Origin of the sequence: Petrotoga olearia DSM 13574 (assembly GCF_002895525.1) — a bacterium.
Classification (GTDB): domain Bacteria; phylum Thermotogota; class Thermotogae; order Petrotogales; family Petrotogaceae; genus Petrotoga; species Petrotoga olearia.
In genome coordinates this window covers 139,615-164,182 of sequence record NZ_AZRL01000022.1, presented here as the reverse complement: position 1 = coordinate 164,182, position 24,568 = coordinate 139,615, and the positions used below count along the sequence as shown (strand labels likewise).

The 24,568-nt window shown below is 32.2% G+C and carries 25 protein-coding genes; 1 reads left to right on the top strand and 24 read right to left on the bottom strand.

What is annotated here, in order from left to right; translation table 11 throughout:
• Nucleotides 1–2: 2 nt before the first annotated feature.
• Nucleotides 3–1,733, bottom strand: a complete 1,731-nt coding sequence (locus X929_RS08755) for an ABC transporter ATP-binding protein (RefSeq protein ID WP_245858697.1) — start codon at nt 1,731–1,733, stop codon at nt 3–5.
• Between the two features lie 137 nt (nt 1,734–1,870).
• Between X929_RS08755 and X929_RS08750 the strand changes: the two genes are divergently transcribed.
• On the top strand, nt 1,871–2,599 hold the full coding sequence (locus tag X929_RS08750; RefSeq protein WP_103067643.1) for an MBL fold metallo-hydrolase: 729 nt from the start codon (nt 1,871–1,873) through the stop codon (nt 2,597–2,599).
• Nucleotides 2,600–2,604: 5 nt separating this feature from the next.
• Here X929_RS08750 and X929_RS08745 read toward each other — a convergent pair whose 3' ends face one another.
• The 23 genes from X929_RS08745 to X929_RS08635 all read right to left on the bottom strand — a co-directional run bounded on the left by X929_RS08745 (nt 2,605) and on the right by X929_RS08635 (nt 24,520).
• Nucleotides 2,605–3,246 (bottom strand): hypothetical protein, encoded by a 642-nt coding sequence (locus tag X929_RS08745; RefSeq protein ID WP_103067642.1) that lies wholly within the window; start codon nt 3,244–3,246, stop codon nt 2,605–2,607.
• Nucleotides 3,243–4,367: a flagellar motor switch phosphatase FliY gene (fliY, locus tag X929_RS08740; RefSeq protein WP_103067641.1), complete on the bottom strand. Its 1,125-nt coding sequence runs from the start codon at nt 4,365–4,367 to the stop codon at nt 3,243–3,245. Before fliY ends, X929_RS08745 begins: the two co-directional genes overlap by 4 nt.
• 5 nt (nt 4,368–4,372) lie before the next feature.
• Complete coding sequence (fliM, locus tag X929_RS08735) at nt 4,373–5,446, bottom strand: flagellar motor switch protein FliM (protein ID WP_103067640.1); 1,074 nt, start codon at nt 5,444–5,446, stop codon at nt 4,373–4,375.
• Nucleotides 5,447–5,464: 18 nt separating this feature from the next.
• Nucleotides 5,465–5,992: a flagellar basal body-associated FliL family protein gene (locus X929_RS08730; protein ID WP_103067639.1), complete on the bottom strand. Its 528-nt coding sequence runs from the start codon at nt 5,990–5,992 to the stop codon at nt 5,465–5,467.
• Between the two features lie 26 nt (nt 5,993–6,018).
• Nucleotides 6,019–6,891 (bottom strand): OmpA/MotB family protein, encoded by an 873-nt coding sequence (locus X929_RS08725; RefSeq protein ID WP_103067638.1) that lies wholly within the window; start codon nt 6,889–6,891, stop codon nt 6,019–6,021.
• A 17-nt stretch (nt 6,892–6,908) separates the two neighbouring features.
• On the bottom strand, nt 6,909–7,688 hold the full coding sequence (locus X929_RS08720; RefSeq protein ID WP_103067637.1) for a motility protein A: 780 nt from the start codon (nt 7,686–7,688) through the stop codon (nt 6,909–6,911).
• Nucleotides 7,689–7,756: 68 nt separating this feature from the next.
• Nucleotides 7,757–7,942 (bottom strand): flagellar FlbD family protein, encoded by a 186-nt coding sequence (locus X929_RS08715; RefSeq protein WP_103067636.1) that lies wholly within the window; start codon nt 7,940–7,942, stop codon nt 7,757–7,759.
• 248 nt (nt 7,943–8,190) lie between these two features.
• Nucleotides 8,191–9,954, bottom strand: coding sequence for a flagellar hook protein FlgE (locus X929_RS08710; RefSeq protein WP_103067635.1), 1,764 nt, complete (start codon nt 9,952–9,954; stop codon nt 8,191–8,193).
• 40 nt (nt 9,955–9,994) lie between these two features.
• Nucleotides 9,995–10,657: a flagellar hook assembly protein FlgD gene (locus X929_RS08705; protein WP_103067634.1), complete on the bottom strand. Its 663-nt coding sequence runs from the start codon at nt 10,655–10,657 to the stop codon at nt 9,995–9,997.
• Nucleotides 10,650–12,527: a flagellar hook-length control protein FliK gene (gene fliK / locus X929_RS08700; RefSeq protein ID WP_103067633.1), complete on the bottom strand. Its 1,878-nt coding sequence runs from the start codon at nt 12,525–12,527 to the stop codon at nt 10,650–10,652. Before fliK ends, X929_RS08705 begins: the two co-directional genes overlap by 8 nt.
• 2 nt (nt 12,528–12,529) lie before the next feature.
• Nucleotides 12,530–13,207, bottom strand: a complete 678-nt coding sequence (locus X929_RS08695) for a MotE family protein (RefSeq protein WP_012207961.1) — start codon at nt 13,205–13,207, stop codon at nt 12,530–12,532.
• 181 nt (nt 13,208–13,388) lie between these two features.
• On the bottom strand, nt 13,389–14,225 hold the full coding sequence (locus X929_RS08690) for a mechanosensitive ion channel family protein (RefSeq protein ID WP_012207960.1): 837 nt from the start codon (nt 14,223–14,225) through the stop codon (nt 13,389–13,391).
• A gap of 15 nt (nt 14,226–14,240) precedes the next feature.
• The gene (locus X929_RS08685) at nt 14,241–14,939 is read right to left on the bottom strand and encodes a 16S rRNA (uracil(1498)-N(3))-methyltransferase (protein ID WP_103067632.1); all 699 of its coding nucleotides are present in this window, start codon (nt 14,937–14,939) and stop codon (nt 14,241–14,243) included.
• 6 nt (nt 14,940–14,945) lie between these two features.
• Nucleotides 14,946–16,220 (bottom strand): serine--tRNA ligase, encoded by a 1,275-nt coding sequence (serS, locus tag X929_RS08680; RefSeq protein ID WP_103067631.1) that lies wholly within the window; start codon nt 16,218–16,220, stop codon nt 14,946–14,948.
• A gap of 53 nt (nt 16,221–16,273) precedes the next feature.
• Nucleotides 16,274–16,492, bottom strand: coding sequence for a DNA-directed RNA polymerase subunit omega (gene rpoZ, locus X929_RS08675; protein WP_103067630.1), 219 nt, complete (start codon nt 16,490–16,492; stop codon nt 16,274–16,276).
• Nucleotides 16,493–16,531: 39 nt separating this feature from the next.
• Nucleotides 16,532–17,128 carry a guanylate kinase gene (gmk, locus tag X929_RS08670; RefSeq protein ID WP_103067629.1) on the bottom strand — a complete coding sequence of 199 codons (597 nt, stop codon included), beginning with the start codon at nt 17,126–17,128 and terminating at the stop codon, nt 16,532–16,534.
• Nucleotide 17,129: 1 nt separating this feature from the next.
• Nucleotides 17,130–17,417: a DUF370 domain-containing protein gene (locus X929_RS08665; protein WP_012207955.1), complete on the bottom strand. Its 288-nt coding sequence runs from the start codon at nt 17,415–17,417 to the stop codon at nt 17,130–17,132.
• Nucleotides 17,418–17,530: 113 nt separating this feature from the next.
• Complete coding sequence (locus tag X929_RS08660) at nt 17,531–18,415, bottom strand: YicC/YloC family endoribonuclease (protein WP_103067628.1); 885 nt, start codon at nt 18,413–18,415, stop codon at nt 17,531–17,533.
• Between the two features lie 37 nt (nt 18,416–18,452).
• Nucleotides 18,453–19,586 (bottom strand): cysteine desulfurase family protein, encoded by a 1,134-nt coding sequence (locus X929_RS08655; RefSeq protein WP_103067627.1) that lies wholly within the window; start codon nt 19,584–19,586, stop codon nt 18,453–18,455.
• A 13-nt stretch (nt 19,587–19,599) separates the two neighbouring features.
• Nucleotides 19,600–20,958, bottom strand: coding sequence for a sensor histidine kinase (locus tag X929_RS08650; RefSeq protein ID WP_146255787.1), 1,359 nt, complete (start codon nt 20,956–20,958; stop codon nt 19,600–19,602).
• Nucleotides 20,918–21,592, bottom strand: coding sequence for a response regulator transcription factor (locus tag X929_RS08645; protein WP_012207951.1), 675 nt, complete (start codon nt 21,590–21,592; stop codon nt 20,918–20,920). Before X929_RS08645 ends, X929_RS08650 begins: the two co-directional genes overlap by 41 nt.
• Before the next feature lie 58 nt (nt 21,593–21,650).
• On the bottom strand, nt 21,651–22,997 hold the full coding sequence (locus X929_RS08640; RefSeq protein WP_103067625.1) for a hypothetical protein: 1,347 nt from the start codon (nt 22,995–22,997) through the stop codon (nt 21,651–21,653).
• 20 nt (nt 22,998–23,017) lie between these two features.
• A complete protein-coding gene (locus X929_RS08635) occupies nt 23,018–24,520 on the bottom strand; it encodes a hypothetical protein (RefSeq protein WP_103067624.1) in 1,503 nt (500 codons plus the stop codon).
• Nucleotides 24,521–24,568: the final 48 nt, after the last annotated feature.

Genomic DNA, 24,568 nt, shown 5'->3' with positions numbered 1-24,568 from the left:
CTCTACTCCTCCAAATTTTTTTCTATTAATTGTTTCATGTACATAGAATAGTAAATACCTTCTCGTGAAATTAACTGATTATGATTACCGTGTTCAGCGATTTGCCCATCGTCGAATACATAGATTTGGTCGGCGTTTTTAACTGCTTTGAGCCTGTGAGATATAACTAGGATTGTTTTATCTTCTGCTTGTTGCCTAAGAGTTTTGATTATTTCTTCTTCCGTTTCGGTATCTACAGCGGAAAGGCAATCGTCCAATATTATCATTTTTGATCTTTTAGCTAGAGCTCTTGCTATGGTAACCCTTTGCCTTTGACCACCAGAAAGTGTAGCTCCTCTTTCTCCAACAATTGTGTCGTATTTGTTTTCGAAGCTCATTATGTCGTCATGGACATGAGAAAGTTTTGCAAATTCTTCCACTTTATCTTCCATTTTTTCATCGGAAAAGGCTATATTTTCCCTTATCGTCATTGAAAATAAAAAGCTATCTTGGGGTACATAAGAAACATTGTCTCTTATAAATTCACCGTTTACATCGTTTATATCTTTTCCATCCAAAAATATCTGTTCTCTGTCAACAGGGTATAGTTTCACAAGGAGTTTCGCTAATGTAGATTTTCCTGAACCTATTCTTCCAACAAAGGCTATCATTTCTCCCGGGTTTATATTCATGTTTATATCGTTCAATACTACTCTTTGTGAACCTGGATATTTGAACGTTAAATGGTTGATTTGATAGTGGCCCTGAAACTCAAAATCTTTTCTTGGAGGTTCTTTGACAGAATTTTTTTGCTCTAAAACTTCATTAACCCTTCTTAAAGAAGCTCTTCCTCTTTGTATTAAGTTGATTAAATTTCCAACCGCCATCATTGGCCATATTAACATTCCTATATATTGGTTAGTCATTATGAAGTCTCCGAGAGTTATCTGGTTGTTTATTACCATGGGTCCACCAAAATTGAAAACAAAAATAATTGCTAATTGTCCTACTAACATGGCTAAAGGAAACATCAATCCCCAAACTTTTACCAATCGGATGTAAGAATTATAGAACTCCTGAGATTTATTGTCAAATATCCCTTGCATCGTGTCATAGTTGGAATACAACTTTACAACATCCACACCAGAAACATTTTCTTCGGTTATATTGGATAGTTCCGATGTTTTTTCTTGTAATTCTCTGAACCTTCTATGGATAAATCTCCCGAAAAAAAGTGAGATAATTGCTATTAAAGGAAGAGGTAGTACTGATATAAACGTCAATCTCCAATTCACAAAATTACCCATTGCAAATAAGGTCAAAGTTGTCAGTACTATTGTATCAACAAGCATTATAACCAATATTCCCATCATACGCATTAACACTAAAACATCAGAAGTGAACCTAGTCATCAAATCCCCAGTTCTCCACTTGTCGAAAAAATCTTGGTCCAAGCCTATGATATGATTGAACAATTTTTTCCATGTCTGATATTCAAAAAGCCGGGCGGCTCCAATAATTGAAATTCTCCAAAAAACTCTACCAATACCCAACCCTACAGCTAACATAATTATTCCAAAGATTAACGTTTTAATTTGATTAAGATTTGGGGATTGAGTGTTTAGTAGGTCTACTATGCTACCAATTTGTCGTGGGATAAAAAGTTGAATGATATCAACGGTAATAAGAAAGAGAATCCCGATGAGGTATCTCCACCAGTATTTTTTAATGAACTCTTTGATCAAAAGATTCACCTTCCTGAATTGATTAGTATTCCTAACAAAATTATATCACTTGGTTCAAGGAATATCAATTATTTTTATAGAAAAAATATAATGGAAATTAAAAAATAATAAGAGGTGCTAACTATTTATTTTTAGAGGTGATTTTTATGTTTGAAAGTTTCGATAATGTCTATAATTTTTGGTTTGAAAATGGCGCAAGTTCTGTTACATTTTTAGAATACGACGACGGATTGATGGCCTTTGACGGTTCTCTTTATCCGAGAAAGTTTGAAGATATGGTTAAAATAGTCGAAGAACGGACTTCAAAAAAATTAAAAAAGGTTTTTTTCACTCATTTTCATCCTGACCATACTTTTGGGGCTGTTTTTAGCAAACGTAAATTTGATCTATATATGAACAGAAAAACCTTTGATTTTCTTAATAACTTGGATACTACGTTTTTAAAAGAAAGTTCTAAGGTAGCTGAGTATAATTTCAACAATTTCAATGAGGCTTTAAAAGAAAAAAACATCGTCATTTTCGAAAATTCTATCTTTCTTTTCTTAAAAGACCAAATTTTATCAGCAGAAAATATAGGTGGACATACTTTAGATTCAACAATTTATATCCTTAAACCGCAAGGATATTTAATAAGTGGTGATCTCGTATTTTCTAAGGTGCATGCTGAAATACTCAATTCTAATGTTGACGAGTGGATCTCTAAATTAAATAGCTTATCTTTATTAAATATAGAAACAGTTTTTCCTGGGCATGGGAAACCAGAAAGTAAAAAGCTTTTGAGAGAACAACTTACCTATTTGAAAAGAAAGAAAAACAGGGAGGATGTGGAAAAAAGGTACGCAGATTATTCCTTGCCAGAGTTAGCTCATTTATAGTGAAACTAAGAAAATTTTAGCATTTTATTTAGTTCGTCATCTGCTTCTTCATCAGAGAGAGGTCTTATTTCTTTGATGTCTATTATGATCTTTTTATTCTCTTGAGAATTCAAAATTTCTAGTTTTTCTAGAATTTTTATATTTTCAAAAGGTTTAAAATAGTAAATATTGAATTTGGTAAAATCTATATTAAGCAATTTTAAGAAATTTCTGGTTTTTGGGAGGTATTTTTGAATTTCATATATCCCTTCTTCTATGACCATTACATCAAAATTTTCTGGATTAAAAAATGGTAGAAATGATAAAAGTAAATCAGGAATAGTAGCCGTACGTATAGTTATTTGATCGTATTCATCTATTTCCTCACGAACATTTGTGTAAAAAACCGCTTCAAACAGATCATAACAATAATAAATATCTTTAAATAAAGATGGTTTTTCAAAAGTAAATATTATATATCTGTTATCAATATAACTTAATTTCGTCGATATTTCTTTACTCTCCGTTATTTGAAACTGAATATTAATATCAAATTTTAATTTTTTGTACCCCAAATAACTCTCTAAAAGGCCTTCCACGCTTGGTTTAGCAAATATAAGGGTGGAAAAAGCAAGTAAATAAAAGAGTAAATATTTCTTATTTATCATTTCAGAGTTTTCATCCTTTCTCTTAACGAGACAATTTCTGTTATCCTAATTCCAAAATTTTCATCGATAACTACAACTTCACCTCTAGCTATTAATCTTCCGTTAGCAAAGATGTCTAAAGGTTCACCAGCCAATTTATTTAATTGTATCATTGAGCCTTCGTGTAACTCTAAGATCTCTCTAAGATTTAATTTAGTAGATCCTAACTCAACTTTTATTTCTAAAGGAACATCAAGCAATAGTTCCAGCCTTGATAGATCTATATTTTGGGAGATAGGTTCTTCCTTTTTTTCAAACTCTCCGAATTCTACTGGTTGAACTTTTATTTTTTTCTCTTTGATCACTTTGGAATTACTTTTATCTTGCTTATTTGAGTTTATGGGGCTTTCTTTATTTTTGTTAACCTTTCCAAAGGTTTTTTCCATAAGTTCTTTAATTTTTTTAGCAAATTTCATTGGTATAAATTGCCAGAAAGTCGTTTCAGCTATTCCAGAGATCTTTATGGTGAACTTTATTGAGATAACATAGGCTTCTTTGTCTGTTTCTATCGGTGGAAACTCAACATTGGGATCGGAGAAGTTCATTACCTTAGTATTGGGTGGGGAAATATCAATATTTGTTTTTAGAAAATCCGATAAAGCTGTTGAAGCGGTACCCATCATTTGATTCATCGCTTCTGAAATGGCGCTTAAACTAATATCATCTAATTCTCTTTCTTCGATATTTTGTACTTCTTTTCCTAGCATTAAATCAGCTATTATATTAGTTAAATTCAAAGGTAATACTAAGGTGTTCAAACCATATAAACCTTTTTTGTACTCTACTGTAACAACAACATTTTCTCCTTCAAAATTAGTTACGATATTTTTAAATTTAATAATATCTGTTTGGGGATATTGGATTTCTATCTTTCTTCTTAGTAAAGTTGAAAGGGTTGTTGCACCAGAACCCATTGCGATATTTGCAATTTCACCTATCATATCCAAAAGTGTGTCCAATTCATTATCTATGTTTGAGTCTTTTGGGCTTTCTTCTTGTTCTGGATCATCGGAGTTATTTATCCCATTTAATAATGAATCCAATTCATTTTGGTTTAAAAATCTGTCTTCACTCTCAGGCATTTAATTCATCTCCTGTTTTCTGTAGTTTCATTTTGTTCAGAAGAATCTTGATTTTTTACCTTTTTTTTAATGCTTTCTTCAATAAGCAGTCTTTCTAGAAGTTCTCTATTTTTGTCAACTATCTTTACACTGTAAAAGCCTTTACTCTTACCTACATTTACTTTGAATATAGGTCTTTCTTCAATTTCCAGATCAATTGGCTCGTCGTAAAAAGAATCTAAACGGATTACATCACCAACTTCAAGATTCAAAAAATCGTTTAAATATATCTCTGCTTTACCAAGTATAGCTGATAAATTTAACTTTGAAAGTAATAACGTTTGCCTTAGATTTTCTTTAAATTCTTCGGTATGTCTGTACGAGGTAGTCCACATTCTTGTTGTCAATTTATCGTTCAAAGGTTCCAACGAAGATGAAGGGAAACAAAGATTAACAAATCCTTGTACATTTTTTATCGTAACGGACAACGTTATAAGAATTGTCATCTCATTTGAAGGGGCAACTTGAACAAATTGGGGATTTGTCTCTAAATTTTCTAAATTGGCATCAAACTCCTCTATGTTTGACCAAGATTTTGATAGCATTCTTAACATAACTGAAGCTTCTTTTCTTAAAATGTTCATTTCTATTTCAGTAGGGGGGCGAATCTCTTCAAGAGTGTTCCCCGATCCGCCTAAAAGTCTGTCTATTATGACGTATCCCAAGTCTAAACCCATTTGCAAAATAGCGCTTCCAGAAAAAGCTTCGGACGAAAAAATAACAATAAAGGTCGGTGAGTTTAACGATTTTTGGAATTCTGAGAAAGTAATTTGGTCAATACTGGCATATTTAACATCTACAAATGTTCTACTTCTGCCTGAAAGATAAGTAGATAGCTCTCTCGCAAAACTTTCATGGATTAATTGTAGAGTTCTTAGTTGCTCTCTTGAAAACTTCATGGGTCTTCTAAAATCGTAATCTTTGATTCTTCTTTCTTCTTCTTGATATTCTTCAAGAACTTCTTCTGGTGATTCTCCAGAACTCATTGATTTTAAAATACTATCTATTTCTTCCTGGGTAAGGGTTTCATCGTCAGGCATACGAGCACCTCTTTTTCATTATTGATTGGTTGTTATAGTCATTATAATCATAGTCACTTTTACAACTCCTAACCTTTCCCTTTCGCCAGTAAATCCCAGCATTTCATTTATCGTATCTTTAATTTGTTTTTTGGTTAACTCAATGCCTTGTGGAGTTGAAAGTTCACCTCGTGTTTTATTCAGAAATATCATTCGTATCGCTTCTAATACTTCTATACGGTTGGAAGTTATTAAATCTCTAGCCTGAGTACTTCCTACATCTAACTGTAATGAATCTATAACAGCAATATCGTAACCACCTTTTAACATCATGGTATATCTGGAGCCTTCCATAATTAATACCACTCTAGCAGGAGTTGTAGCAGATACTTGTGATGATTGATCAGAACTTGAAGAAACATTTGATGTTAAGATTCTCACTATAAAAAAGGATGTGATTCCTGAGATTATTAAGGCAACAACAATGACTATTATTAAAGTTGTTAAAAAAGATGGCCTTGATTTTTTACTTGTAACTTCATCTGAATTTATATTTTCATTTTCCAAAATCTTTCGCCTCCACTTTGTTGCATTTATCTTACCCTTTGTCTTAGTATAAGAATATCTATTCTTCTGTATCTTTGCCTTAATTCATCCAACTTTGTATTGTATTCATTTTCTAATTCTTTTTCAATTTGCTGCAACTGTGCAGAATTTATTTCTCCTTTTGTGAATTGATCTAAAGCAAGAAACTTTCGAGAGTCAATTTCAGCCCTCAGGAGGTTAATTTCTTTCATTATTTCACGATCCCCCAAACCAATTGGGAAGAACCTATCTAAATTGTAAAAATAATCTATATCAAATTGCCCAGAATTTATTTCAGCCATCTTTTCTACTAACCTTCTATTTTTCAACTCTCCAGTAAAAAAACTAACTACACTTGCTGCTCTGGCTGAACTCAAATGCCAATTAGAAGGATATAAACTTGAAGATAAAACTGGTCGATCATCTGTAAAACCATAAATTTCGATAGCGTTAGAAGTGTGTTCTAATATAATTGTACCTATTCTATACAACAGCTCTTTCGCTTCGGCTGTTAATTCAGCACTCCCTGTTCTAAAAAAGGCAATGTCTTTCATAGATATTATCGTCCCTTTATCCGTTTCCTCAATAGTAATTTTCCCTTTATACCTTTCATCTTCTATAATTTTTAATAATTCTTGCCTAATTCCAGGATTAGAAGTAATTAAAGGTTCTTCGGAAATGCTTCTTCCACCTACTAGTATCCCAACTGGTTGACCTTGAAATGCACTTTGTAAACTAACAACCGCCTGTTGAAATTTTCCTGGTGATATAGTAGCCATAGAAAACAATGCGATAAACATTGTCAACAACAAAGTAGTCATATCGCTGAAAGTTGTCATCCATTTGGCTTCACCTTTTTTTTCTCTTTTCTTTCTAGGCATAAAATATCACCTCTAAATTACAAAACAGTCTCACCCTTTTCTGCTTCATAGGCAAGTCTTTCTTCTTCACTGAGAAAAGCCTTAAGTTTTTCTTCCATCAAATGTGGATTTTCACCTTGTACTATTGATAGTATACCTTCCAACATCATTCTCATTTGGTTGATGTTTTTATCCACCCTTTTTTTTAGTTTTTCAGCAGGTGGGAGAGCGATGGTATTTGCAATAAGAGCACCGTATAATGTTGTAATAAGAGCGAGAGACATCCTTGGTCCAATAGTTGTCGGATCGCTAAGAGTATCTAACAACAAAACCAATCCTATCAAAGTTCCTATCATACCAAAGGCTGGAGCCATAGCTCCCCAAGTGTCCAAAACTGAGATCTTATCTTCTTCTGTCTCTTGGTACATGTCCATCTTCACTTCCAATATCTTTTTAATCTCTTCGGGATCCGTACCATCAACGGCGGCTCTCAAACCATCTCTTAAAAATTCACTTTGAACACTGGGTAAATCTTCTTCCAAAGATATCATACCATCCCGTCTTGCTTTTTCAGAAAACGAGTATAAGGTCCTCAATGTTTCAAGGTTGTCTATCTTAGGATTTTTGAAAGCTTCAATGATAATATTAAACATTTTAAAAGACCTTGAACTTGGATGAGCGATGAAAGTTGCACCAATAGATCCCAAAACAGTTATAAAAAAAGATGGGATATCTATTAAAGTTGTAAATTCACTTCCTGCACCCACTACTAGTGCAACTATTGCTAATGATAATCCTATTATTGTTGATATATCCACAACTACCCCACCTCTTGTTTTGTACTATTTCAATTTAAAAAGGTTGCTCAAAATTTTAAATACTTACTTTATTTGCCGAAAATCTCTTTATTTAATTCTACCACTTTTTTCTTAACTTCATCAATACTTTCTTTAACGACATAAACATGTCCGTTCATCATCGTAATGGTCGTATCAGGATGACATTCTATTTTTTCAATTTGATAAGGGTTTATATAAAATTCTTCATTGTTTAATTTTGTGAGTTTAATCATCTTAACCTCCGTGGGCGTTAAGGGGTAAACCCCTTAAAATCCTAAAATTAAAAATCAAAGTTTTTTTGCATAGATCTGCGAAAAACATCATTTGCGTAGCAAACGAAATTGTGGAAAACATTTCTAAAGCATTGCAAACAAACCATTTTGTACGAAGCAACACATCATTTGTTTCACAAATGAGAATATGGAAATTATTTCAAAAGCATTATGAATAAGGCTTTTTGCATAAAACGGCAAAGAAATAATTATCTCTTGATGTTTACAAGCTCGTTAAGGATCGCATCTGCCGTGGTTATACTTCTTGAATTTGCTTGAAATCCTCTTTGAGCTATGATCATATTTGTAAACTCTTCTGCCAGATCTACATTCGACATTTCTAAAGCCCCTGGGTTAATACTTCCTCTTCCTCCAACACCAGAGACACCTATTTGCGGAAGTCCACTGTTTGAGCTCATAGCGTACATAGAGTTACCTATTGCTGATAATCCTTCTGGGTTGTTAAAAGTAGCTAGAGCTACTTGCCCTAATGGGGCAGTTAAACCGTTTGTGAAAGATCCTATAATCTGTCCATTGGTGTTTATAGCAAAAGACTCTAAGGTGCCTTGAGCGTTTCCATCTTGTTCGGTAACCGCTATAGAATTTTCTGCAAAAAACTGAGAAAGTTCTTGAAAATTAATCGAAACGTTAACAGGGCCTGCGCCAGCTGCTGATTGAGGGTCCACGCTTGGATCTAAAGCAGCTCCCAGCTCAGCTGGGTCGAACCAGAAACCCGCTGCTCCATCGTCACCGTCTCCGATAGTTTGATCTATGGTACCGTCAGTGTTAATTTTCCATTGAGTTGCAGCTATGTTACCATTTGAGTCAAAAGCTATTACCCCTTCGGCGGAATCATCGACTAATTGACCATCAGCGGTACTTTTATACAATGGAGTTCCGTCTTCTAATTCTGCCTTCCAATACCAGGTGTTAGCATCTATTTTTGAGAATTTCAAATAAACGTTGTAAGGGTTACCTAGAGAATCGTATACTACTGTCGATGTGGTTACAGATGGACTGATATAGTTGGCTTCTGAAAAGTTGGTGGGGTTGTTGAGATCGGTGAATCTTATAGCTCCACCTGAAGGTGGTTGGATTACTTCTCTTGGTACACCATTATCGTATATAGAAATCTTACTTTCTGCTAAAGGAAGAACTCCGTTGATATCGTAATTAACCCAACTAATTACATTTCCTGTGTCGTCAAGCTCTACTTTTCCACTAATTTGGGTAGTTGAAGTTAAAGTGCCTGAACCATTGTCAACTGCAAATTTGTAATCAGAACCAACTACACTTGCCGTCCAATTGTAAACATTTTTATCCTTGTTTTCTTCGCTCATATCTCTTTTGAAAGAAAATTTTACAGGTATATTTTCACCTGTGGTACTCTTAACCACGATTGTTGTGTCCTGAATACCCGCACCTGCATTTAAATTATGTGCAAGTCTGACAAAAGATGTTTGTTTTGCAGCCATTACTTGTCCACTTGATATTTGGATATCTCCTATAGGATCGTTGGTGTCAATAATTCTTTTTCCTTCTTGATTGATTTTTGCTGTCCAACCTTGTAATTTCATACCAGAGGCAGGATCTACAAAGAATCCGTTGTAATCTCTAGTAAAGTTGCCAGCCCGTGTATAGTATTGACCTGTTCCGTCTGAGAGTATAAAAAAGCCTTCTCCTTGGATCATTAGGTCGGTAGCTTTACCTGTAGACATAGGAGAACCTTGTGTCATTAATTTGTCTATAGAAGCTAATTGAGAGCCTAACCCAATTTGCATAGGGTTTGTGCCACCTAGTTGGTTTTGAGGTGCGTTCCCTGCATTTAAGGTTTGAAAAAGAGTCGTTTGAAATGTTGCCCTTGAACCTTTGTAACCTACGGTATTAACGTTAGCGATATTGTTTGCAACTATGTCGAGTTGATCCTGAAAATTTCTTAAACCTGTGATCCCAGAGTACATTGATCTGAGCATGTTATACTCCTCCTATCTAGATCGTATTGATAATAAGAATTTAGGCGCTAATCTCATTAACTAACGAATAAGGATACATTTCTCCGTTGATAAGTAGGTAAAGTTCATTGTCTAAGAACTTCACCGCTTCTACAGTCCCACTTTTTACACCGGTATTTGCTACCATTTGGCCATTTTCTACGGTGTAAATCCCATAAAGATATTCTCCATCAGGCATCATAGTTCCATCGTTGTTTCTTCCGCTCCAAACATATGAATGTAACCCTGCTTCTTGCATGCCCAAATCTTCTGCGTAAACTAATTGTCCATTTGAATTGTAAATCTCTAAATATACTTGTGAGCTATTATTTATTCCATAGTTTATTCCTTCTGCTACCCCAGTTTGCAAATCAATCGTGTTGTCATTCACCACAACGGTCTTTCCGATCAAGCTTGCAGCTTGTAATTTATTGAGCGACATTTGGGAGTTAACCATTTCTTGAATTGCTTGGCTCATATTGGTTATTTGTTCAGTGGAAGATAGTTGAGAAAGCTGAGCTACCAGATCTTTGTTTTCCATCGGTTGTGTTGGATCTTGATTTTGTAATTCTGTAATCAACAATTGCAAAAAAGCTTCTTTGTCTAATTCTTTTTTTATTTCTCTTTCTTTTTTTGCTTCATACGTACTTTGATATATAGAATCCATCGATACTGAGTTAAGCATTCAAATCACTCCTTAAATATTCATCAAAGGTGTAGTAAGTTCCTTCTTCTGGCTGATCGGCATTCTGGTTATCTTCATCGTATTTTTTCTGCTCTTGCTCTTGTTGATGTTGTTGATTTTGATCGGCTAAATAATGTTCTTCTTGTGTGACATTCACTTTTATATTGATGGGTTGGTATCCTTCATCCCTTAAGTTTCCAACTAAAGACTGTAGCGTTTTTGATATAATATTTTTTGCATTTTCTGTTTCCGTTGATATATTAACAGTTACAGCTTGCCCGTTTTTTAAGATTTGAATATCGACTTTTCCTAAGTCCGGAGGAGAAATTTTGACTGAGAAACTTTCGTTTAGAAAAGTTTGAGTGTTTTTAGAGATAATTACTTCCTTTATTTGAGCATTTAAATCTTTTAGATTGGTTGCAGGGATACCATCTTGTATACTATTTTTGTTGATTTTTAGAGATTTTAAATCTATTTCATTAGTGCTTAGATTGGTTTTTAGTTGTTCGATATTTAAATTCTTGCTGATGTTTTCTAAATTACTGGTTGGTGTAGGTTTAACAGCATTATCCTTTTGTAATTCAGAGTTTTTATCTTTATTGATGTTGTTTTTTCTGGTTTCATATGGATCAAAATAAACAGTTTTACCAAAGTTGGTTTTTGTATTTAAAATATTCTCTTTTGGATCAGATTGCATTGATTTTATAGAATTATTATTCTCATTTTTATTATTCTTTGTAATACTAGTGTTTCCCTTAATCAAGGAATTAGTTATGAGATTTGTTTCTTCAATTATACTTGATAAAGAGGTTCCCGTCTTTGAATTATTGGTGGTAATTATATCCATTGCATTTTTAATTATATTTAATTCGTCAGGTGTAAATTCTGTTTTAAAAGATGAGAGTATTTTTTGAGCTTGCTCTAATGTATTGATTTCATTTTTGTTTTCTATGGTTTTTGAAGTTTTTTCTATTAACTGTAATAATTTTTGGATATCCGGATCAACAATCTGATTGGTTTCTTTTGAATGGACGTTGTTTTGTGACATAATATTGGGGCTTTCTTCTATGGACTTAGAATGCTTAATTAAACTTTCCAAAGGTATTTCAGTATTACTTGCTTTAGTTTCTTTCATGATAATACTAAAAGCTTTTTGCAATACCTCTTTATCTTCTTCTGTGAGTTCGGTTTTTGAAGAAATTAGTATTTTCTGAGCTTGTTCTAATGTATTGATTTCATTTTTGTTTTCTATGGTTTTTGAAGTTTTTTCTATTAACTGTAATAATTTTTGGATATCCGGATCAACAATCTGATTGGTTTCTTTTGAATGGAGGCTGTTTTGTAACATAATATTGGGACTTTCTTCTATGGAATTAGAATACTTGATTAAACCTTTTAAAGGTATTTCACTATTACTACCCTTTCTTTCTTTTATAATAACGCTAAAAGCTTTTTGTAATACTTCTATGTCATTCTTTGTAAACTCTGTTTTAGGGGAAGACAAAATTTTTTGAGCTTGAATTAATAATTCCTTTTCATCGATGCCTTTGGCGTTTTTGGTAGAAACTTCTATGAGTAGGAGTAATTGATCGACCCCCAAATGGATATTTTTTGTTTTTTTAGTATTTGAAATTAATAAATCTTTCGAATCAATAGTATTCATTGTGACCGATAACTTATTATTTGTCACTTCTTTTTCTGGCATAGGAGATTTTTTAAAACCAAGGCTGTCTTCTTCTACATTGCTAAAAATATCTTGAAATTTTTGATCAAAGGATTCTAATTTAGCATTAGATGCATTCGCAGTAAAGTGATTAATGTTTTTTGATTTGGGTAAATTAGTTGTAAGATCAGTTAAGGCAATGTTCAAAATTATTCGCTCCTTTTTTCTCCCATTTTGGCTATCACTTCAGCAGCTTTTTGTGGGTTAACAAGCGCAAGAGCTTGCAGTATTTCAGCGGCTGATTTTGATTCAAGCGTTGCGAGTGCATCTACTAATAATTCCACGCTTACTTCTTCTCTACTTAAAGCGTTGGCAATTTGTTGAGGGGTTGATCTAGCTAGCCAATTGGCTAGGGTATTTATTCTGGCATTGTAATCGTTGTATTGGTCAATTTTTTGTTGATATTCTTGATTTAACTTTTCTAATTCTTCTCTTTGAGCCATTAAATTTGCACTTTCTTGTGAAATTTGGTCTAAAAGTTTTTGTAATTCATTTTGTTCGGCAATTAATTTTTCTCTTTCGTCTTGTATAGCTTTGAGTTTGCTATCTAACAGTTCCTTTTGCAAATAGAAAGGATCTGAAATCTCCAGATATTCATAATTAGATAAATTTCTTAATCCTGGTATAAAATCGATTAAATATGCCATATAACTTCTCCAACTGTTTTGAAGATTCAAATTGAGATACGAAAGCCTATTATATTCGAAGTAGATGTAACCAACTCCAAGTAGAAAAATAGCCACAATCAAGGAAATTAGAATAATTCTTAAGAATTTTTTCCCCGATCTTTTTTTTGGTTTCGGATTTTCTTCTTGTTTTTTTTGCATTGGAAATTTCCTCCTTACACTAATATTTTTCTTTATAATAGTCAATTTTCCTAAACACAAACATCATTTGCTTCGCAAATGAGAATTTGGAAGTATTTCAAAGCATTATGAAAAAACTTTTGCACAGTACAGCAAAATTAAGAAAGGCGGTTTACACCGCCTTTTTGAAAATTTCTATAATTTAAATATTTTCTTTGTTTTGTGTTATTTCATTGGGGACTTCTTTTATGTGAAGGTCTAATTGGTTAAAAGGTATTTCAACTTTATTTTCTTCGAATTTTTGTTTAATTGATTTTGCTACATCCATCGACGAATTTATAAAATTTTCTTGTTTTGCCCAGAACCTTACAATGAAGTTTATTGAAGAATCGGCGTAACCATCAAAAACGATTAGCGGTTGATGGTCATCATCTATGTGCACTAATTCGGCTGATCGTACTGCTTCATCTATTACGTTTATTACCTTGTTTAGATCGGATGAGTAAGATACTCCAACTTTTACCTCGTTTCTTCTTATGTTTGTAGGCCAATAATGAATGATCTTGCTTGACCAAACTTCTCTACTGGGAAGGTTGACTCTTCTTCCATCCCATGTTCTTATGACCACATGATTAACGTTTATCTCTTCTACTGATCCAGATATTCCATTTATTTCGACAGCTTCACCATCTACTACAAGATGGTTCAACATTATTAAAAATCCACAGATTAAATTACCAAGAGGTTCTTGTACTGCAAAAGCGACTATTATACCACCTATTCCTAATCCAGCAAGAAATGCGCTCAGGTTGGTAAAAATTACAGAAATAATGATAAAACCACCTAAGGTATACATAGCTATGTTCAATATCGTCATTAAAGATTTCTTGTATTGAAGCGTTACTCTTCCGCTTTTTTCTGCTGTGTTTATTATGATTCTATAGATAAATTTTGCTAAATACCTCGCGATAAAGAGAATTGCAACACTGATACCAATTCTTATTAGATAATTGATAGTTGTTTGGAGCCATTCAGGCATTTTGAACCCCCCTTATTAAATAAATAACCTGTTGTATTCATAGTTAATGATACTCATTGCATATATAGCAGAAGTTTCAAAACGAAAGATACTTTTACCCAAATTAACAGTTTTGAATTCGTTTGTAGAAAAAAAGTCTTTTTCTCTTTTTGAAAATCCATATTCTGGGCCAACAACTAAGTTTATTTTCTGTGCACCCTTTAACTCTTTTAAGACTTTTCCTAAATTGTCATTTGTTCCATCTAAGTCTAGTACTATAGTGTTTTCTTTGGGAATCTCATCGAATTTTACAAAATTAATTTGAGGGATATGGGCAAAAATAGTTTGTTTAGAAGTTTCTATTATGGTTCTTTGAAACTTGTTCAAATTTTTATAATTTATCTCTGATTTTTCTCCGCGGTAAAGATAAAAGCTATTTGCCCTTAATTCAACCATTTTTTCTAACAACAAATGCATTCTATCCCATTTACTCATGCCTAAATATACCGATACATATGGTTTATTATCTTCTTGTGGTTTTTCTTTGTCTATAATTTCAAGGATCGTTTCTTTTTTACCTATTTTTACTATTGATGTGGTGTATAATAGCCCATCTCCTGTTATTACCTTTACTTTTTCTCCCTCGACCTTTCTTGTTATTTTTATGTGTGCGGTTTCTTCTTCATTTAGAATAATTTCTTCATTTACCTTTTTTCCGTAAAACGTATTTGGCATTTATAATCAACCTATGAGCTCTTTTCCCATGTAAGGTACGAGTCTTTCAGGGATTTTTATCTTGCCATTAGCTGTTTGATAATTTTCCATTATCGCAACTAAAGTTCTTCCAACTGCTAATCCAGAACCATTTAGTGTGTGAACGAAATTTAATTTATTTTCTTTGTCTCGGTACCTAATGTTTCCCCTTCTTCCTTGAAAATCTTTTGTGTTTGAGCATGATGATATTTCTTTATAATCATTGTAACTGGGTAACCACACCTCCAAGTCATAAGTTTTAGAAGCTGCGAAGCCTAAGTCCCCAGTGCATAGAGCAACCACTCTATATGGTAAATTCAATAGTTGTAGCACCTTTTCTGCGTGAGTTGTTAATTCTTCCAACGCTTGGGAGGACTCTTCTTGGGTGGTATACCAAAATAATTCTACTTTATCAAATTGGTGTTGCCTGATCATTCCTCTTACGTCTTTTCCATAACTACCGGCTTCTCTTCTATAACAGGGGGTATAAGCGACATATTTTAAAGGGAGTGAATTTAATTCTAAGGTTTCGTTTCTATGTAAACCAGCCAGAGAAACTTCTGCAGTAGAAATAAGGTACATTTGATCTAAAGAAGTTTTATATAAATCATCTTCAAATTTCGGTAGTTGACCCGATGAGGTGATAGTTTCTTTTGTAACTAGATGTGGAGGTAGTATAAAGGTGTAACCATGCTCTTTTGTATGTAAGTCTATCATAAAATTGATTAAAGCTAGCTCTAAGCGAGCTATGTCTCCTTTTAAGATGGTGAATCGAGATCCGCTTAGTTTAGCCGCTCTGTCAAAATCTAAAAAGTCTAATTCGGGGCCTAAATCCCAATGAGCTTTTGGCTCAAAATCAAATTCTCTTGGTTTTCCCCATCTTCTTACTTCGAGATTTTCGTTCTCATCCTTTCCAACGGGTGCACTGCTGTCAGGAATATTAGGTACACATAATAATTTATAATTTAAATCATCTTCAATTTTTTTTAAATCTGATTCTATATTTTTTATTTGTTCTGAGATTTCCTTTCCCTTTGTAATTATTTCTTCGGCTTCATCATCTTTCTTTTGGGCTTTCAATTTAGCAACTAATTTTGAGTTTTGATTTCTTAGGGACCTTAAAGTTTCGATTTCTTTCAACAATTTTCTTCTCTCTTCATCGAGAGAGATGATTTCATCTATTATAGAAGTTTCGTTGTTTCTTCTTATTAAAGCTTCTTTTATTTCTTGAGGATTTTCTCTGATATACTTTAAGTCTAACATTTTACCCTCCTGAAGTGAATGTTTTTAAAAGTATTATGAAAGTTATGATTAGACTATTTACTTAAACTATCTAATAAAGATGAATTTTTAACTCGTATCTTACCCTCTTCTAATTCTTTTAAGGCAATACTTACATAGTCTTTTTTTTCAGTAACCCCTTTCAATTCATCTAAGTTTTTTAGTGTTTCAGCCCTTTTTGCTGCGATAATAGGAATAACATATTTGTAATTTATTCTTTTTAATATTTTATCGTAATTTATTCCTAAATTCATTTGATTTCACCTCTTATTTTAATAATTCGTATTTATTTTTTAAAAAAAAAAAGGAGTACTTTCATTGAATCTTTCTCTTTTAAGTTGTTCTGCCACAAGGATTGATATCAATTGATTTGTTGATTCTTCGATTTCTTGATTGACAATTATATAATCGAAATCTTTCATATGAGAAATTTCCCATTCTGCGTCTTTTAGCCTTATTTTCAAAGAGTCTTTTGATTCGGTGCCTCTTTCTTTTAGTCTTTTTTCTAGATCCTCATTTGAGGGAGGTAAAATAAAAATGTATAAGGCGTTCTTATAAATTTTTTTTATGTTTAGAGCTCCTTGAACATCGACATCTAAAACAAGACCTCGGCTTTCTTTTAACTTTTCCTCAACAAATTTTTTGGATGTGGCATAATAATTCCCATGAACTTCCGCCCACTCGAGAAATTCGCCATCCTCTTTCATTTTGAAAAATGTGCTTTTATCAATAAAAAAATAATCTTTTCCGTCAATCTCTCCTGGTCTTTTTTCTCTTGTGGTATAGGAAACAGAAAATGAAAAACCAGTAATTTTGTCTAGAGCATTTTTTATCAATGTCGATTTTCCAGCACCTGATGGTCCGCTAACGATATAAAGTAATCCCTCCATGCTATAATACTTCCTTGCGTATTTTGTCTAAAACTTTTTCAATATCATAATAGTTTTGCAAGAATCTATTGGTAATTGTTTCTGGTTGAATTGCACTGGCTATAACATGACCAGAGTCGGTTATTATAAAAGCTCTAGTTTTTCTTCCGTGGTTTACTTCTAATAACTTCCCTTGCTGTTCTGCAATTTCTTTTAATCTTTTTAAGGGTTGAGAAGTAGGAGAAACAATGGCTATAACCCTATCACCAACAACAATATTTCCAAAACCTATGTTTATCAATCCATACATAAAGAGCACCTCCACCAACAAAAATATTTAGCTTAGATCCATCCTTCCCTTAACATCTTTAAAATGCAATTTATAAGTAGTTTCCTAACATATTATTAAACGCTTATAATACTTTAATGAATATTTTGAGCTTGTTCTCGAATTTTATTAACCAGAGTTCTTCCTTCCAAGGAAAGGTTAGTTATTTCTAAAATTTTTGACTTGGAGGCGATTGTGTTGAATTCCCTATGCATTTCTTGACAAATAAAATCTAGTTCTTGTCCTATACTGTCGTTATTATTTTCATTTTCCAGGAAATTTTTAAATCTTCTAATGTGGCTTTTTAATCTGTCCATTTCCTCGCTAATGTCGGCTCTTTCCGCTAATAATACTATTTCCATTTCTAACCTATTTTCATCGATATTATCTATATTACTAATCAAAGAATTAATGTTGTGTTTTAACTGTTCTCTGTATTTTTCTTTGATTTGGTGAGCATTTTCTTCTATTTTAATAACAATATCTTCAAGTTCATTCAAATAACCATTAAGAAAATCTTTTAGATCTTTACCTTCTTCTTTTTGATATCTCAAGACTGTTTCGATTACTTCTTTTAAAACTTCTTTCATACCTTCCCAGATGTCATCAATAGTTTTTTCATCGATGGAAATTTTAACTATATCTTTGAATTTTAACAAATCTTCTAAATTAACGTCATCAGCTAAATGCAGTTCGTTGATCAAATTGTTGAGGGCATTGTAATAAGCCTTTGATAACCCCAAGTCTACATCTATTATGTTGTCTGTTTTCAATAATTTTATATCTACAGAAATTCGCAAGGTTCCTCTTTTGAAGTATTTTTTCACAAGATTTTGAATATGTAATTCTAACGGAGAAAACAAAGGTGAGATTGAAGTGTTGATGTTTAGATTTTTGGAGTTGAGAGATTTTATTTCTACATTATAGCTATAATCACCAATATTTTTTGTTATTCTTCCATAACCGGTCATACTTCTCATATTTTCGCCCCCTTTATGTTTATTATACATTAAAAAATCAATAATTCAAAAATTTCAAGACATTTTTTAACTTAATCAAGAATAATTCTGCCTCATCGTCTTTATTCAAGTGAGATAAGCTAATTCGTATCATACCACTTGCCTCGTCATTTTTGTACCCCATACTTTCCATAACTCTACTGAAGGATTTAATCTTACTTGAGCATGCAGAAGTGGTTGATACATAAATTTCTTCTTCTGAGAGGGCGTTTACAATAATATCTCCTCGTATATTAGGAAAGAAAAAAGCTAATGTATTTGGAACGGAGTTTTCTAGGGGAGTAACTATCTTTGCTCCTATTTTTAGTAATTCTTCGGCTAGATGATCCCTAATATTTTTTATATTCGAATTCATTATGTCAAGATTTTCAATAGATTTTTTCAAAGCTATAGCCGTACCTATGATTCCTGGAACATTTTGCGTTCCTGCTCTCATCCCATTTTCTTGAGAACCTCCTGTTATGAAGGGGAATATTCTTGTTCCTCTACGTTTGTAAAGAATACCTACACCTTTTGGACCATGAAATTTATGTGCAGAAAAGGAAGCGAAATCACATTTATATTTGTACAAATCAAAGGGAATTTTACCAATAGCTTGTACAGCATCAATGTGAAAGTATGTTTCTTCATTTTTTTCTTTTATGATTTTGTAGGCATCATCAACAGGTTGCAAGGTACCGACTTCATTATTTGCAGCCATTAAGCTCACTAGTATGGTATCTTGTCTTATATTTTTTGACAATTCATTTAGATCTATTACTCCTTTATCATTCACATTTATATAGGATACTTCGAAGCCATCCCTTTCTAGTTGTTTGGCTGTATTAATAACAGCAGAATGCTCTATGGTAGAGGTTACAATATGTTTTCCTCTATTTTTGTTGACTTTAGCAACTCCTTTTATAACCCAATTTATTGATTCAGTAGCACAAGAGGTGAAAAAGATCTCCGTGGGTAAAACTTTAAAAAGCTCGGAAATTTGCTCTCGTGCTTCTTCTAAATCGTTTTCAACATTTACTCCAAATTGATGAATAGAGTTAGGGTTTGCATAGAATTCTGTCATATATTTCAAAATCAAATCAGCAACCTCGCTGTCAACTTGGGTAGTTGCGTTGTTGTCGAAATAAACCACATTGGCTTCCTCCTTACAGTTGATTCAAAAAGATCAAGGTAAAAGTACTACCTTTACCTAATTCAGAATAAGCTTTTAATTCAATATCTAATGCATCAGCTAGTTTTTTTGCTATTGATAATCCTAATCCATGGCCTTTATCGCTTCGAGAAAAATCCACTTTGTAGAACCTTTCGAAGATATTTTTTAATTTAGTTTGTTCAATACCAATACCATGGTCTTGTATACTTATACTCTTTTGATTGGGGTCTAATTTTATTGTTATTTCTTTTTGATTTGATGAGTATTTTATTGCGTTTTCAATGAAAATTTTGAGGATTAAAGAGAGATACTCGTTAGAGCTGTTTACTGTGAAACTTTCTCCTTGTATATCTATTTTGAATTCGTCCAGTTCTAATTTAAAAAGGTTCAAAGTTTCTTCTACTACGTTTTTAATATCGATACTTTCTTTTTCGATTTGATAATCGTTTTTAGTCAGCAGCAAGAGTTGTTCAACAAGATCCCTTAAATATTCGCTTGATGCCTCAATACTGTTCAGAGATTCTTCCATAATTTTGGGATCGTTTTTCCCCCATCTTTTCAGCATTTTAATGTAACCATTTATTGAAGTTAAAGGTGTTCTCAGCTCATGAGAAACGTCCGAAACGAATTGATTTTGTATTTCAAATGCATTTTCGATTCTATCCAACATCGAATTTAATTTTTGTGCAAAGATATCGAATTCCTGAGATTTTTGTTCTGATATCCTCTTATCTATGGTATTGGCATCTATTTCAGATATTTGTTCTGCCATTTTGACTACTGGTTTGAGTGTGCTTTTTGCTAAAAAATAAGATACCAATAGTGATATAAAAAAACCAGTCGTTATTATTACAAAGACTGCTTTTTCAAAGTTTCTCAAAAGAGCTGTTAGCTCAAGAGATGGTCCGCCGACTATTAAAAGAGACGAACCAAATATAGGAATACCTGCAAAGATGTAGTACATTCCATCAGATTCATAAAGATACGGTAACCTGGGAATTTTGAAATTCTCCTTTATCAAACCATAAGGATCTGAAATCAACTGTCCATCTAGAATGACGATCCTGTTTGATAATAAACTTCTTCTCAATACACTTGAATCTTGCATAATTTGGTAAAGCAAATCTAGAGGTTCCTGAGGATTGTTGGCATTTCCCCTATTCAGTCCACTTACATTCAATTGTGCAATATACATGTCGTTGTAACTTTGAAGTATGAATTGTACAAAAACGATCCTCACTATGCCAACAATTGTCAATACTATACTCATAGTAATGGCTGTAAAAACTATTGTTTGCCTAAAAATTGCACTATGTTTTACTTTCTTTCTCCCTAATAACGTAACCAACACCTCGCACAGTTTCTATATTTTGTGTGGAATCTTTCAATTTTTTTCTTAAATAATTGATGTATACTTCAACTAAGTTGTTGTTCTCTTCATCGTAGTATCCCCAAATCTCTTCTAAGATTTTTTCTTTTGAGACAACTATATTTTTATTGATAGCCAGTAACTTTAGTATGTTAAATTCCGTGAGGCTCAAATGAACATTTTTTTTGTTTACAAGAACTTCCATGTTTTGAGGATAAATCTCAATGTCTCCTACTTTTATTAGTTCTTTAGTTTTTCCCATTCTTTTTAACAAAGCCTCTATTCTTGCCAATATTTCTTCTATTTCAAAAGGTTTAACTACATAATCATCGGCATTTTTTAAACCTTTAACCTTGCTTTCCAACTCTCCTTTGGCTGTGATCATTATTATTCCAATATCACTGTCATAGTCTCTAATTGCCTCAGCAACTTCAAATCCATCTCTTATAGGCAACATTATATCCAATAATATTATATCAGGCTTAAAATTTTCATAGAATTTTAAAGCCTCATCTCCATCTTTTGCTATTTTTACGTTGTAGCCGACATGAGTTAATTCCAACTCTAAAAGCCTTGAGATTGCTTTATCATCTTCTACCACTAGAATTCTAAACATTTGTAATCCTCCCCAAAATTAAAATTAATGTCTTTAAAAATTGTTTTAGCGCCCCTAGTTAAAATTCAATTGATAAACTGATAGTGTGTAAGCTTTGATGGTATAAGTAAGAAAACAAAGCCGCGCTTTTTTGAAAAGGGAAAGAATACTGCGCGCCGAAATTAAAATATATAGTTGCTTGATCTTTCTTACTTATTGAGAGGCCAATTCCAGGGTATAAAGACAATTCGATTGTTTGTTTATCTCCAAAGGTATAAGTTTTTGTAGCCACTAAATCGTAGCTTAATTCGTTTATATCTACTAAAATACTTCTGAGATTTTCTATCTGACTGTTTATCTGAAGAATACCGTATAGACCAAAATTATTGAAATCTTCGTAATCGTCTAATAAAAAAGATATATTTATCTGATCTTCTTCATTTTTCAGGATCGCTCCAATTCTTACCTTATCTTTCAATTCCGTTGCATATGCAAATTTAGAGTTGTTATTAAAGTCAAAAGAGATATCAAAGTAAGATTTGTTGAATTGCAAAGAAATATTAGACATAATTTCGTTAGAATAGAATTGGTAACTTACTCCAAATGAGGTTTTTATATGTGAGACATTTTTTGTTTTTTCGTCGTTTATTAGATTTTCTAGATTAAACCTCGAAGTAACTAAAACACTGTATTCTCCGTCTTTTTCTACCAAATAATAATTGTTTATATTTTCTTTAAGGTTAAGATCTGATTCATTCACATCAAAGCTTTCATAAAATTCAACTTTTTCTAGATCCGTAAGAAGTGAAAAGTTTGATTCTAGAAATCCGATAGCATCTTGATTTTCAAGCGGAGAACTTTTATAGCTTGTTTCTAAAAAGATTAAATAATCATAGACATTTTTTGAAATTTTATGTGAAGATGAATATGTGATCACTTTGTTTTCTCCTGCGTTATCTTCCAAAAAATTAAATAAATTTAATATTTCAAATGACAATCCGTCTTTACCAAACAAAATTATACTATTAGAGTTGGGGACTCTTCTAACTCTCTGGTTTAAAAGCATCAGTATATTAGATATCTTTGTTACTTCTAAGCTTTCAAAGTTAATCTCTGTAGCATTTTGTACTGATCCTTGAATTATCAAATCGAAATCTCCAACTAAATACAAATTATGTCCTATTTTTTTGTATTCATAGTCGGTAGAGTATAAGATAATATCTAAAGCGCTTTCCAAATCTAAAGTATTTATTTCCTTTGTAATTTTCCCTAAAGTATTGGTTTTTGTTAAAATAATGCTTCCACTAGCTTCCTCAAGTTTTTGTAGTACTTCTTGAAGAGGGGTTTCATTAAAACTTAAGTGAATATTTGAAAAGTAAAAAGAGGCTGAAAAGACGACTATTATTAATATTAGAACTTTTTTCAACTTTTATCACCTTTCTTATTTTATCTATCAATTTTTAGTGCGTAATTCTCAACTTTAATTATTTCACTGGGATCAGTACCTTTACTTGTAACAACCTCTATTAAAATTTCATCCACTCCTAATTCAGTAACTAATTTTTCTGTGAATTCATCTGTTTGGCCAGGTAAGAGAGGTTGTTGGGATTTTACTATAATTTTGTTTCCTACCTGGCTATTTGTGGTAGAGTTCCATTTTTTCAAGTAGATATCATAATTAATAGATGAGTTTCCAGTATTTTTTATTTCAAAACTGATTGTTATATTGTTATAGAAGTTGTTTAAAATATTATTCTCTTTTATGTATACGTTTAATTCTGAATTATATGTATTATCTCCAAAATCTATTATCACTGGAATATTGATTTTACTTTGCACCACTTGAGTTTCATCGTTGTTTTCTCCTATTAGGCTTAAGTTAGCGTAGTATTCACCCCTTAATTCTACCAAATTTGATCTCCTGTAATCTGCTATTAGATTTGCTTCTACTTTTTGGTATTTAGGTATTGAAAATTCGTTAGATGTAATAGATAAATACTTATAGTTAGTATTTCTATTAAAAAAGTTTTCTTGCTTTTCAAAATCCAAAAAAACGTTTATATCTAAAAAATCATTATTAAGTATATCCAAAGAAAATTCTACCGGAGTAGTGATATACTCTCGTGGGCTCATTTGTTTAGGTATTTTTATATAAATTTGATCAGGATATGTATTTATGTTAGCCATTTTTCTTTCTTTGTACGTATCCTCTGATATTTTGAATTCTTTCTCATAAACGTATTTTTCTTGAAAATAATCTTTATAACCATAATATAACTCTGCTCTAATCTTGTATTCTTCGGGAACTAAATATTTTTCGATAAAAATATCGCCTTCTTTGCTAGTATGAGGTAAAAGATTTATAGATTTGTCCTGAAAAAGGGATTTTTGAAAAATCAAATGATTATTACTTAATTTATACAAAGAAAATGTTCCCCAAACATCAATTTCCCAATTGCTATTGTTAGATAATCGTATCGGGAAAAAAGTACCTAAGTTCTCTTTATTTGAAATAAAGGGGGAACCACAATACATATCTAAAGAAATTTGCATATTCGAAGTATTCAAATCCACAATTTTTATAATAATTGGGAAGCTAATTTTAGATACCTTCGAATCGATTGGTAAATTATCCTCAACCGATACAGAAAAAGTAATAATATGAGTACCTTCTGTAGATTTCGAACCTTTAACTAAAAAATCGGCTTTTTTTGTTTCATAGGGCAGTAAACTAATTTCATTTGGATAAGATACTTCAAAGAGTGAATTTTCTAAAAACGAACTAATATGTACAATAATTTTACTGTCGGAGTTGTTAGTGAAATAAAATGACACAATCTCTTCTTTGCTGTTGACTAGCTCGATAGTCTTAAAGAATGAATCAAGATTCAAAGAAAACAACAAGTTAAAGATATTCAAAAAAATAAAAAGTAGAATTATTTTTCGCAAGAGATTATCTCCTTTCCTAAATTTTATTTATTTTTCTATATTATATCA